We start from the raw sequence: 12,152 nt of genomic DNA on the forward strand, positions 1-12,152 counted from the left end.
AGCATGGCTGAACGCGTAGCAGAGACGCCACTGCACATTCACCTGGATGCCATGCTGGCCCCGACGGTCATCGGCCAGTCGCTCCAACCGGTTCCCTGGCCAAATCCGCAGGTCCTCGACATCCTTCATTGCATGGATCAGCTCGAGCTTCCGCAGGGTCGCCCGCTGCACCCCTCGGTCGATGCGCTTGACGTACTGCTCATGCCAGCTGCGCTCGGTGGCCTTTCTAGCCGAATGATCTGCCCACGCGACGAGTTTCGATACGTAGAGCACGACTGCCCGCAGAACGCCCTACGCCCGCGTTCGTGGCGCAGCGCGACCTTGCTGGCAATGGGCGGGGTGCCCGGCTGGGGCTACTGCTCCCCGGCCATCGCGCGCAGAGCGGCGAGGTGCCCGTCGAAGGCACGGCGACCCAGTGGGGTGAGCTTGATGGTGGTGATCTGGCGTGAGTCCGAGCGCTCGGGCGAGGACTGCTTACTGCTGCTGAGGTAGCCTAGCTCGACGAGGTTCCGAACAGTCTTCGAGAGGTTCGCCTCGCTGAGTTCGAGCGTCGCCGCGATCGCCGAGAACTCGGCTCCAGCGAGTGGACGCAGCATCGCACACAGGCGTAGCCGAGTCGGCGCATGGATCATCTCGTCAAAGCAGGGTTCAGTGCGCACAGCGGCTCCCATGGATAGTCCACGCGCAAATGCTGCGGATGTTGCACGTCGGGACGCTGCCCGTCGAGGACAAGCCGGATACTCGCGCTGCCATGACGGCATCCCCCTCATCTCGCACGACGCACCTCTGCCGCGTAGATGCGATCGTAAGCCATGACACCGAGAGCTGTGTAAATGCCTGCAATTGCGGCGGCGACGAGAATCCAACCGCGCAAGCCCATGACCGCGAGCATCACACTGGCCCAAAGCGAGACTACGTGCAGGAAGACGATCCCGATCAGCAAGGCGCGGCCGCGCGGTCCGGCAGGACGGGAAATGCTGAGGCCGCTGCGTCTGCGGAAGAACACTTCAACGCCAACGGAGACCAACGTGCTTGCCAAGAAGAACAGCCACGCCCACTGGAAACCGGCAGCGGGACCCACAACCAGCAGCGCCGCAGCAAACCCTTGCGCTGGAGCGCCCCACCAGGTTTCAGCCGACATCCGATCCCCGACACGCCCGCGATCGTTCCCGATGGCATCGAGCGCATCCCGCGCGGACGCATGTCCACGCTGATCCTCAAAGTAACTTTCCATGTGGTTGAGTAAATCACTTGACGGGTGGTTAAGCAACCCTGGGTGGCCGCTGGGCCGCCGCCCCCAGTCCGGGCCAACCCGCGCGGACCTTGGTTCGAAGAGCCCGATCTGCCACCGGTGTCCTGATGCAGAACGGTCACCGATGCCCGGAGAGGGCAAACAGCGGACAGAAGCCCGCTGTTGACAGCGCGCGCCCAGACCGAAAAAATGCGGCGGTCCACACATCGCCGACCGGAGCGGTCGACGAGACGTTGGAACGAGAACCTGGATTCCACCCGGTTCCGTTTCAACGTCCACTCAGCTTCAGCTCCGTTGCTTGACCTACCTAACCGCAGGAGAGCCGGCCCTGCACGCGAGTGGGGTCCATGCACCCTCGTCGTCAATCGGGACGACGGCCCGCACACCCGCGAGGCGAAGGAGCAACCTTCAGCCCGACGGCGTGACATCTCCCCGGGGATCGAAGAGATCGTCGATCCGACACCCAAAAACCTCGGCCAGGCGGAAGGCCAGCGGCAGGGACGGGTCGAACCGTCCGCGCTCGATGGAGATCACCGTTTGCCGGGAGACGCCGAGCTCATCGGCGAGGCGCTGTTGCGACCAGCCACGCTCCTGCCGGCGTTCGGGAAGGGAGTTTTTCACCCTTAGCCCCGCTTCTTAGCCATGAGGTAGCGCACGAAGGTGCTGAAGAAGCCGACCACGATGACCCCGATGAGCGCCCAGAGCACGTCGAGCTCGAACCCGGTGATGGAGAGGATCGCCAGGACCAAGCCGGTGAGCATAATGGTGTCGCGGAAAGCGCCGGCCATGGCGGCGTCCAGCCATGTCGATTCGATCGATTCGTCCGGGTTGCCGATTGCTCCCCGCAAGCTCGTCCGGTCGACGACGAGCGCCCAGACCAGGCCCACGAGCCCCCAGGACATCACCAGGGCGAACACCCCGGCAACCGGCAGGGCGTGCTCGCCACTGGCCACACCTGTCCAGAGGGTGATGGCACCGACGCCAATGGCCAGCAGCAGCCCGATCGGAATGGCGACGGCCATGGCGGGAAGTCGGCCGTCGGCGAAGCGGGTGCGGCCCCAACGTGTGCGGTTGTCGGTTCTGGTTTCACTGCTCATGGACACTCCTCATGTAAAGCGTGCTTGACTTGTAAAACAAGCTTGACATGTAAAGCTTGTTTTACGCAAGCCCTCGGCCACGAAGCAGGAAGCCGGAAGCCGGAAGCAAGGAGCGTGACTCGACGTTCAGTCAGTCGCATGGACGGCCGCCCCGCAACATGAGCCTGCAGCTCAGCGCATGGTCCCACCGCGTTCCGCGGGCACCGATGAACGTACCCGCGGGCAGTGTCAACAGGTCACCGGCGACCTTCTTGACGGCGGACCCGGGGAACCGCGTGGAACTAGGTGAGCCGCTCCCCGCGGCGTCCGCCAGAACCGATGCCACCAACCCTTCCCCGGCCCTCGCCCCCGTGCCTACCATGGGGCCATCACGGTTGGCGTCAACCGGGCGCACCGCTGAAAAGCAGGAGAAGGGCCATGACGGTTCAATCTGTCCTGTCCGAATCGGACAAACTCGATCTATTGCGCATGATGGTGCTGATCCGCACCTTCGAGGAAGCAATCTTGCGCGAATACCATGCCGACAAGTCCCCGGGCTTCGACATCGGGGCCGGGCTGGTGCCCGGCGAAATGCACCTGGCCGCCGGCCAGGAACCGGTGGCGGCGGGGATCGGCGCGCACCTGTCCCAAGGTGACGCCATGACGGCAACCCACCGCCCGCACCACCTGGCCATCGCGCACGGGGTCGATATGCGCAAGATGGCTGCGGAGATCTTTGGACGGGAGACCGGGCTGGGCCGGGGCCGCGGCGGGCACATGCACCTCTTTGATCCCGAGGCCCATTTCTCCTGCTCCGGGATCGTCGCCGAGGGGCTGCCTCCGGCACTCGGACAGGCCTTTGCCTTCCAACGCGCCGGAACCGACCGGGTTGCGGTCGCCGTGGCCGGGGAAGGCGCGGCGAACCAGGGCGCGTTCCACGAGGCGCTGAACCTCGCCGCGCTGTGGAAGTTGCCGGTCGTCTTCGTCATCGAGGACAACGACTGGGGAATCTCGGTCCCGCGCTCGACTTCGACCTCGGTGCTGTCCAATGCGGACCGCGCCGCGGGCTATGCAATGCCTGGAATCCGCATCGAAGACAACGCCGTCGAGGATGTCTGGGCAGCGGCCGGCGAAGCGGTCCGCCGGGCCCGGGCCGGCGAGGGCCCCAGCCTGATCGAGGTGCACACCCTGCGCCTGTGGGGCCACTTCGAGGGCGATGCCCAGGGCTACCGCGGCGACCTCGAGGGCGTGCCGGGACGGGACCCGATCCCCACCTACCAAAAGCACCTCTCCGACGCCGGGATCCTCGACGACGCCGCATTCACCAACATGGGGGAAACGGCCTCCGCCACGGTCGAGGACGCAATCGCCTTCGCTAAGTCCTCTCCCCTGCCCGATCCCGCCGATGCCTTGAAGTACGTATTCACCGAAGGAGCAAGGTCATGAGCACCGCGCCCACAACACAAATTCAGCTGCCGCTCGAGCCCGAAGCGGGCCGCCGCAAGCTCTCCACCGCAAAGGCCATGGTCGAGGCCATCACCCAGCAAATGCACATCGACGAGAAGGTCTTCGTGATGGGCGAGGACGTCGGCGCCTACGGCGGCATCTTCTCCTCGACCACCGGGCTGCTCGACGAATTCGGCCCCGAACGCGTGATCGACACCCCGATTTCCGAAACCGCCTTCATCGGCCTGGGCATCGGTGCCGCGGTCGAGGGGATGCGGCCGGTGGTCGAGTTGATGTTCGCCGATTTCTTCGGGGTCTGCATGGACCAGATCTACAACCACATGGCCAAGATCCACTACGAGTCCGGCGGCAACGTGAGGGTGCCGATGGTGCTGATGTCCGCGGCCGGCGGCGGATACTCCGACGGGGCCCAGCACTCCCAATGCCTCTGGGGGACCTTCGCCCACCTGCCCGGCATGAAGGTCGTCGTCCCGTCCAATCCCTACGACGCCAAGGGACTGATGACCGCCGCCATCCGCTCGGACGACCCGGTCATCTACCTGTTCCACAAGGGGATCATGGGACTGGGATGGATGAAGAAGAACCCGCGGTCGATCGGCGCGGTGCCCACCGATGCCTACGAGGTGCCGATCGGCAAGGCCCGGGTGGCCCGGGAGGGAAACGACGTGAGCATCGTGACGCTTTCCCTGTCGGTCCACCATTCCTTGGACGTCGCCGAGAAGCTCGCCGGCGAGGGCATCGACGTGGAGGTCATCGACCTGCGCTCCGTGGTGCCGCTGGACCGGGCGGCGATCGTCGCCTCCGTTTCCAAGACGCGGCGGCTGATCGTGGTGGACGAGGACTACCAGTCCTTCGGGCTCAGCGGAGAGGTCATCGCCACGGTCGCCGAGGCGCTGCCCGGCGGACTCAATCACGTCTCGCGCGTCGCGGTCCCCGATGTCCCGATCCCCTATGCCAGGGACCTGGAATACTCGGTGCTGCCGACCCCGGCACGCATCGAGGCGGCTGTGCGCCAGGCGGTGGCGGGATGAGCCAGATCCTGTTCCCCGTGATGACCGAGGATGCCGAGGCCAAGGGCGTCGTGGTCACCTGGTTCTTCGAGGACGGCGAGCAGGTGGAGGTCGGCGACCTGATCGCGGAGATTGCCATGGACAAGGTGGACAGGGAAATCAAGGCCGAAGACGCCGGAGTGCTCAGGGTGCTGGTACCCGAGGAGGAAGCGGTCATGCAGGGCGCGGTGATCGGAAGGATCGAATAACCCTGGCGTTGTCCGCAGGACCCGCCCGAGGGGCAGCCACCCGATGCTGGTTGCCCCGCGGGCAGGCCTCACGGGACTATGAGACCCCCGGCGGCCCAGGGATTTCCACCGGGGAGAATTTCGGTCGCTCTTCCACCGCGGGTCGCCCCCTACGGCCCGGAATTCCGAGCCGGCCAGACCCCTTGCGGGAGGGTGCGACAGAATCAATGGCAAGAAGTCGCACCTCACGGGTTCCCCTTGGAAGGGGCGAAACATGGAAGTAGGCAGGTGGCAGCGGTTCTGATTTTTCCACGCAGCGCCATGCCGGGTAGTCGATGGCCTGACAATTACTCAATTTTCGTTAGAATTGGCTGGTTCACGCCCGCATACGCCTGATTGAGTCCATGAGCCGCAAAGCCACACCGACCACCCGTTCCGGCAACAAACCGAATTTCGGCCTCCCCTGGATATCCATCCTTCTCGGGGCTGCCACCGTGGTTTTCGGCACCACCGGGCTCGTGAACATCGCCACCCAACCGGATTCCGAGGTCCGGATCGTCATTGAGGGCCAGCAGCCGTGGAACATCTCCCGGGAAACGGTCGAAGCCGCACTGGACAGACCCGTCGCTTCCTGGCAACCGCTCACCCTCACGGTCACCGACCGGACGCTGAACTTCGAAGAACAGCAGGGAAACCTCGCCCCGGGCACCGATATCCTGCTGAGCACCAAGCTCCCGAAAGCCGCAAAGATCGATAACTACGACGGCTCGATCAGGCGAGCCCAGGCCCGCGACAAGGTGGCAATCCGCCCCTTCTTCGACGATCCGGCCCAAAACCTCGCCGTCGGCCAGGATATCCACGACGCATACCAGGCCAATGTCGGAATCGGCCACGGGCCACTGGCGGTCATCGCCGCGGCTCAAGAAGCATCCCTGCACCTCGACCACGGGTCTCCGCCTTCGCCCTGGCCCTGGATCATGGCCACCGCACTGGGCCTGGCGCTGACGGCGTTCGCCCTCTCCAAGGCACAACGCCGCCGTTCCCGCTGGGGAGCCCGCTTCCGCCGGCTCACCGCCGCGCAGCGCCAACTTGCAGGCGTGGTCCTCGAGCTCGAAGCCCTCGAGGTCACCTACCTCGCCACCGACCCGGAGCAACGCCCCCGCGGGTTCACTGCCGCTTGGACCAAGGTGCGCAATGCGTCGCTGGACTTGGCGCGCACCGAGGAAAAGGTCGTCGCAGCGGTGCATGCGCGCGGCAGCGGCATGACACCGGAAACCGCCCGAAAGCTCGAAAGTTTCGAATCCCGGGTGTCGCAATTGGCCGCATCGGCCGACGCCGTGATGGGTGCCGGTGCCGTCATTGGACGCTTCCGCGGCGGCGAAAACACCTTCCAGCGACTGACCGCGCCGCTGGCATTCGCCACCAGGGAATTGTTGGCGCGCCTGCGCGCCGCCCCGGCCGGCGCCATCGAAACGCGGGCCATCACCGACCTTGAATCCGCATTGGACGCCCTGCTTGAGGCAAGCACCGGCAAGACGGGCGGGTCCGAACATGCCGTGCGCACCTGGGACCGGGCGGAGCGTGCGCTCAAGCGCCAGGCGCATGGGCTCTCCCGGAAGTTGGGCCGCCCGCGGAGGTTGCGCCGCATGCTTCCGCGACGCCCTTCGGCGGCCCCGAGGCCCGCCGAAGACCTGAGCGTGTTGCGTACGAGCCTGGGCTTGACCCCCCAGGGTTCGCAGCTATCCCTGAATGCGGTGGACGAGGTGAATGCCATGGCCCGCGAAGCGTTCGGCAGCCTCCCCGAATTCTATTACGCAGCGGAACCGGCACGCCGCAAGACCCCGTTGCATCCCTCACTCCGCACGGGCATCCGCCGGGGCACCAAGGTGCTCGCCGGAATCGCCCTGGTGCTGGCCTCGGCCGTGCAAAGCTCGATGGTCATCATCACTATCGAAGACGTTGCCGAAGCCGTGCCGACCGGAAACCGGCCATTGCAGGCATTGAGCTTTGAGCCCGACGACAGCAAGTTCGACGTGGAAGAAATCCGCCGCGGCCTCCCGGTCGATTTCACCGAAGACCTCGAGGTGACGGTGGTTGCCCGGGATGCTGAGGATGAGCTGCAGCTCACCCTGGACCCCGAGGTCCGAGCGAAGATTTACGACCCCTCCGACCCTTTCGCGCATACCCGCTTCGACCCCAAGCTGCTGGTGGAATCCATGTGGACGATCAAGGCCCAATACCCCCACCTGGTTGACGAGGGCAGCGGGGAACTGCTCCCCGGACAGGTGGTGCTGCCCGTGTGGTTCTTCGATGATGGGTCCACCACGGCGCCCGCCTGGCTGACCTCGGCGGTCGCAACCGGAGAAACCTCCGCGCTGAGCAGATTCGACTGGAATACCAACCGTTTCGCCCCCGATATGTCACCCGAGGTGACGGTATCCAACTCCCTGGATAGCCTGGCAAGGGTTCTGCCGCTGAACGACCGACGGGAGCTGGACTCCAACTTGGATCCCCTGTTCTGGTTACTGCTCCCGACCAATGGGCTTGTCCTGGTCATCGGTTACCAGGTGCTTCGCTACGGCGGCAGCATGTCCATGCGCCTGGGCCGCTTCGGCAAGGGCGCTGCCAGGTTGCGCACCGTACGCCAGGAACTTGAGGCGCTGACCCTGGGGTTGGACGATTCGCGGCTCAACGCGGTGTTCATGTTCGATCGCGGGTCGGTCCCGCTGGCGGCCGCCAGCGACCAAAGACTCTTCGAAAGTGCGCTGGCCGTGGCCTGGCGCATGGCCGAGGAACTCGCCGCCCGTCCGCTGGCCCAGCGCTTCGGTTCGGATTACACGGCGCAGGTCCACCGGCTCGAATACCTGGTCTCGGTGCTCTCCGTGCGCGATGCCGATGTTGCGGGGCGCGCACGGGCCCTGCTCGGAGCCATGCGCGGGGCCATGCGCGGGGCCTGATTGCCGGAATGCCGAATAGCCGCCGGCAGGCGCATCCCCAGGCCTGTCGACATGGGTCGGTGTCCGCCAAGGGCCAAGCCTCAAAGGGCCAAAAGCCCGTCCCCGTGGACTACGCTCGATATATGGCGACGAACACTCAGACACCCCGGACCACCGTCAGCCTGCCCATGCCCACCATCCTGACCCCGGCCCCGGCGGATGCCCCCGGGCTCAGCGACAAGTTCGGCCGGCAGGCCACCGACCTGCGCATCTCGCTGATCGACAAATGCAACCTGCGCTGCACCTACTGCATGCCCGCCGACGGACTGGCCTGGCTGCCCAAATCCAAGCTGCTCACCCTCGAGGAAATTACCCGGATCGTGCGCATCGGCGTGCGCGACCTGGGAGTGCGCGAACTGCGCCTCACCGGAGGAGAGCCCCTGGTCCGCGTGGACCTGCCCCAGATCATCGCCGCGGTCCGCGCCGAACACCCCCAGTTGCCCGTCTCGCTGACCACCAACGGGGTCGGGCTGGCGCAGAAGGCCGCCGCTCTTAAAGAGGCCGGACTGACCCGCATCAACGTCTCCCTGGACACCCTGCATGCCGAGACCTTCGCCAAGCTCACCCGCCGCGACCACATCGACTCGGTGTTCGCCGGCATCGACGCCGCGCTGGCCGCGAACCTGGCCCCGGTGAAGATCAACGCGGTGCTGATGCGCGGGATCAACGACGAACAGGCCCCCGAGCTTTTGGCCTGGGCGCTGGAGCGCGGCCTGGAGCTGCGCTTCATCGAGCAGATGCCGCTGGATGCGGACCACGTGTGGCGCAAGGACAACATGGTCACCGCCGCGGATCTGCGCGCCTACCTGGAAACCCGCTTCCGGCTCTCCCCCGACACCAAGCCCCGCGACGGGGCCCCGGCCGAACGCTTCCTGGTCTCCACCCTTCAGGACCCGGAGACCATCCTGGGCGCGGTGGGCATCATCGCCTCGGTCTCCGAGCCGTTCTGCGCCGACTGCAAGCGCACCCGCATCACCGCCGAGGGCAAGGTCATGAGCTGCCTGTTCTCCAAGGAGGAAACCGACCTGTCCGCGCTGCTGCGCGACGGCTCGGACGACGCGGCACTCGCCGAACGCTGGCGCGCGGCGATGTGGGGCAAGCCCCGGGCCCACGGCATGGACCATGCCGGGCTCGGTTCGAAGGACTTTGTACAATCGGAGCGCTCGATGAGCGCCATTGGAGGATAAGTGCGCATTCGCTACTTCGCCGCCGCCGCACAGGCCGCCGGCATCACCGAGGAACGACTCGACCTGGTTGGGCTGCCCGAGGCCACCCTGGGCTCGGTGCTCGAGCACCTCGCCGCCCGCACCCCCGCGTCCGCCCCGGTGGCCGACGGGCCGCTGCTGCGACGCACCACCTCGCTGGGCACGGTGCTGGCCCGGTGCAGCTTCCTGGTCAACGGAACCAGCGAACAGGACAAGGACCGCGTGCTGCTCCCCGGCGACGAGCTGGACGTGCTCCCGCCCTTCGCCGGCGGATAGCAAGCCAATACACCGCGATGGAGGGGAACCCACCAGGGGTTCCCCTCCATCGTTGCTTGTGGGCAGTCCACATTCCGGATGTGGCGTTCCTACGGGACCGTGACGACTTGGGACTCGGCAGGCAAAACCGGAACACCGTCGGCACCCCGGAAGCGGATCGGCAGCCCCCTGGCCGACTGCCACTGGATCGAATCGGTGGCCTGCACGTGGACGTGTGGCTGGATGCTGTTCCCCGAGTTTCCGCACTCCCCCACCGGGTCGCCGGCCGCCACGCGGTCGCCCGCCCCGACGCGCAGGCTGCCCTCGCGCAGGTGGGCCAGCAGCACGAACGGACCGTGTTCCGAGGCGGCAACCACGACGTGGTTCCCGGCAATGGCAGCGGCCCCGCCCCGGGCCCTGCCCGCCTGGCCCAGCAGGTACCAGAGCCCCGCCGGGAGCGACCTGCGCGCAACGTGGTCGGGCTCGCCCTGGTGCGCAATGACCACTTCACCGGCAATCGGGGCAAGAACCGGGCGGCCGAACCCGGTGAAACGCTCCGGCGGCTCGGTCCCCAGCGCCGCCCGCAGCCCCCACGGTGCCGAGCGGCCGCCGGCATCGACGCCGATGAAGTCGATGGCATGGCTCGAGCCGAACAAACGGGTTCCGTGGCTGGGCACCCGGCGTGCGGGGCTGTTCCGCGCCATCCAGGATCCGTGAAACGGGTAGTGCAGCAGCAACGGTGAATCCATCTCAACGCCCCCGGTCAAATGCTGCGTGGCGTTTGCTGTTTGGTGCCTCAAGGGAGCCAAAAGCCGGAATGCTAGACGTCATGGGAACCGTTCCTTCGCTGTGGCGTGCCGTGGGTATGCCGGGGTCGTTCCGGGTCATCGTCCCCGGCGGCGCTTCGAATCGTCAAGGGTTTCCGCACCGCGCGGCACGGGGCAACTAACCTCCGCGGCGTCCCACCCAGAGCCCGTGCAGCAGCGGCAGCACCGATGCCACCATCAACACGTTGCCCAGCACCTCGTCGCCTGGTCGCAGGATCGCGCCGGCAACCAGCACTGCGGCGAACATCACCATCGAGGCGGTGCGCTGCCCGGCGCGTTCCAGCCGTGCCAACCGGCGTTCGAGGCGCGGGGTGGCCACCGCGAGCGACCCGTCCTCCATCCGAGCGAGCATCGAGTCCAGGCGCGTGGGCATCCCCAGGGCGATCCCCGCAATTTCAAGGGCCTGCTTGGCCACGTCGGAGGCAAGGTTGCCGCGTTCCTCGCGCAGCAATTGGGCGGCGTAGGGTTCCACCGAGTCCCACAGGTTGAACCCCGGATCCAGCGAGCTGCAGGCCCCCGAGGTCAGTGAGATGGCCCGGATGATCAGCAGGAAGTCCTCCGGCAGCTGGAACGGCAAGGTCCGGATCGTCTGCCCGAATTCATCGGCAAAGCCGCGGAACTCGCGCGGGTCCACCTCGCGCAGTTCGGCAAAGCCCATCCCGCCAAAGCGGGAGAAAAGCTGCGTCATCGCCCGTTCCAGCTCGGAGGTGTCGGCCGAGGGCAGCAGCACGCCGACCTGGCTGATCGCCTCCACCAGCCCCTTGCCGTCGCGGCCCGCGGCCGCGATCAACAGCTTGCGCAGGCCCGAACGGGTGCCCGCGGGAACCTCGCCCATCATCCCGAAGTCGATGAACGTCACCTTCCAGGGGTGTCCGCCATCAGCATCGGGGCTCGGGGTGATGAAGATGTTTCCGGGATGCGGGTCGGCATGGAAATACCCGTTGGTGAACAGCTGGTCGAACATCACCTCGGCGAAGACCGGTGCCACCAGGACCGGGTCGATCCCGGCGGCGGCAAGCGCGCGGGCATCGGTGATCTTGAAGGCCGTGACGTCTTCGAGGGTCAGCACCCTGCGCGTGGTCCTTTCCCAGACAACCGCTGGCGCGGCCACCCGCTGGTCACCGGAGAAGTCGGCGGCAAAACGTTCCGCGTTGGCCGCCTCGTTCAGGTAGTCGATCTCCTGGAGGCTGGTTTGGGCAAACTCCGCAACCAGGCCCGGCATGTCCACGCGCTTGGAGACGACCCGGAAATGGCTGAGCCAGCCGCCGACCTTGCGCAGTGCCGCCAGGTCCGCGGCAACGATATCTTCGATGCCCGGCCGCTGCACCTTCACCACCACGGTCTCCAGCCCGGTGTCGGCTGCATCGGCGGGCAGCAGCCCGGCGCGGTGCGCTTGGCCCAGGGACGCTGCGGCGATCGGGGCCTGCTCCACCCAGGCGAACCGCTGCTCCAGCGGCGCGCCGAGCTCCCTTTCGGCCAGGACGCGGATCGCGTCAAAGGGCACCGGCGGCACCTCGTCCTGCAACCCCTCGAGCTCCTGGGTGATTTCGGGTGGCAGCACATCAAGGCGTGAGGACATGAACTGCCCGACCTTGATCATCAGTCCGCCCAGTTCCACCGCCAGGGCATGGAAGCGCCGCGCGAAGTTGTGCATGCGGCTTGCGCGGGTGCGGTTGGCGATCCCGGACAGCCCGATGCGGTGCAGGAAGAGCTCATGGAACCAGATGGTCAACAGGTGCCGCGCGGCAAAGCGCAGGATGCGTCGGTAGCGGGCGCGGGTGTTCCCCGTTCCCGCACCCGGTTTCCCGGGTCCGGCGGGAACGGGGCTCACCGTGCC

General features: G+C 66.6%; 12 protein-coding genes and 1 pseudogene. 6 read left to right on the plus strand and 7 right to left on the minus strand.

Annotated elements, in window-relative coordinates; translation table 11 throughout:
• Positions 1-9 precede the first annotated feature (9 nt).
• The 5 genes and pseudogenes from BLJ79_RS22535 to BLJ79_RS16500 form a co-directional block, all read right to left on the minus strand.
• Positions 10-273, minus strand: a pseudogene (locus BLJ79_RS22535) (type II toxin-antitoxin system RelE/ParE family toxin); the annotation flags it as partial.
• An 80-nt stretch (positions 274-353) separates the two neighbouring features.
• A complete protein-coding gene (locus tag BLJ79_RS16485; protein WP_217641927.1) occupies positions 354-659 on the minus strand; it encodes a transcriptional regulator in 306 nt (101 codons plus the stop codon).
• Positions 660-766: 107 nt separating this feature from the next.
• Complete coding sequence (locus tag BLJ79_RS16490) at positions 767-1,234, minus strand: hypothetical protein (protein ID WP_071215860.1); 468 nt, start codon at positions 1,232-1,234, stop codon at positions 767-769.
• Positions 1,235-1,660: 426 nt separating this feature from the next.
• Complete coding sequence (locus tag BLJ79_RS16495) at positions 1,661-1,873, minus strand: helix-turn-helix transcriptional regulator (protein ID WP_071215861.1); 213 nt, start codon at positions 1,871-1,873, stop codon at positions 1,661-1,663.
• Between the two features lie 2 nt (positions 1,874-1,875).
• Entirely contained in the window at positions 1,876-2,349 is a 474-nt protein-coding gene (locus BLJ79_RS16500; RefSeq protein WP_071215862.1) for a hypothetical protein, read from the minus strand.
• Between the two features lie 417 nt (positions 2,350-2,766).
• On the opposite strand from BLJ79_RS16500, the gene BLJ79_RS16510 reads away from it, so the two are divergent.
• The 6 genes from BLJ79_RS16510 to BLJ79_RS16535 all read left to right on the plus strand — a co-directional run bounded on the left by BLJ79_RS16510 (position 2,767) and on the right by BLJ79_RS16535 (position 9,509).
• Positions 2,767-3,774, plus strand: coding sequence for a thiamine pyrophosphate-dependent dehydrogenase E1 component subunit alpha (locus BLJ79_RS16510; protein ID WP_071215864.1), 1,008 nt, complete (start codon positions 2,767-2,769; stop codon positions 3,772-3,774).
• Positions 3,771-4,826 carry an alpha-ketoacid dehydrogenase subunit beta gene (locus BLJ79_RS16515; RefSeq protein ID WP_071215865.1) on the plus strand — a complete coding sequence of 352 codons (1,056 nt, stop codon included), beginning with the start codon at positions 3,771-3,773 and terminating at the stop codon, positions 4,824-4,826. The genes BLJ79_RS16510 and BLJ79_RS16515 overlap by 4 nt, the downstream gene beginning before the upstream one ends.
• Positions 4,823-5,053, plus strand: coding sequence for a biotin/lipoyl-containing protein (locus BLJ79_RS16520; protein ID WP_071215866.1), 231 nt, complete (start codon positions 4,823-4,825; stop codon positions 5,051-5,053). The genes BLJ79_RS16515 and BLJ79_RS16520 overlap by 4 nt, the downstream gene beginning before the upstream one ends.
• A gap of 383 nt (positions 5,054-5,436) precedes the next feature.
• The gene (locus tag BLJ79_RS16525) at positions 5,437-7,989 is read left to right on the plus strand and encodes a hypothetical protein (RefSeq protein WP_071215867.1); all 2,553 of its coding nucleotides are present in this window, start codon (positions 5,437-5,439) and stop codon (positions 7,987-7,989) included.
• Between the two features lie 167 nt (positions 7,990-8,156).
• Positions 8,157-9,215 carry a GTP 3',8-cyclase MoaA gene (gene moaA, locus BLJ79_RS16530; protein WP_071215868.1) on the plus strand — a complete coding sequence of 353 codons (1,059 nt, stop codon included), beginning with the start codon at positions 8,157-8,159 and terminating at the stop codon, positions 9,213-9,215.
• A complete protein-coding gene (locus BLJ79_RS16535) occupies positions 9,216-9,509 on the plus strand; it encodes a MoaD/ThiS family protein (RefSeq protein WP_071215869.1) in 294 nt (97 codons plus the stop codon).
• 89 nt (positions 9,510-9,598) lie between these two features.
• Here BLJ79_RS16535 and BLJ79_RS16540 read toward each other — a convergent pair whose 3' ends face one another.
• Both BLJ79_RS16540 and BLJ79_RS16545 read right to left on the minus strand, forming a co-directional pair.
• Entirely contained in the window at positions 9,599-10,192 is a 594-nt protein-coding gene (locus tag BLJ79_RS16540) for a peptidoglycan DD-metalloendopeptidase family protein (RefSeq protein WP_286135468.1), read from the minus strand.
• A gap of 241 nt (positions 10,193-10,433) precedes the next feature.
• Entirely contained in the window at positions 10,434-12,146 is a 1,713-nt protein-coding gene (locus tag BLJ79_RS16545) for an ABC1 kinase family protein (protein WP_071215870.1), read from the minus strand.
• Positions 12,147-12,152: the final 6 nt, after the last annotated feature.

Source organism: Arthrobacter sp. UCD-GKA (assembly GCF_001863355.1).
GTDB lineage: Bacteria > Actinomycetota > Actinomycetes > Actinomycetales > Micrococcaceae > Paeniglutamicibacter.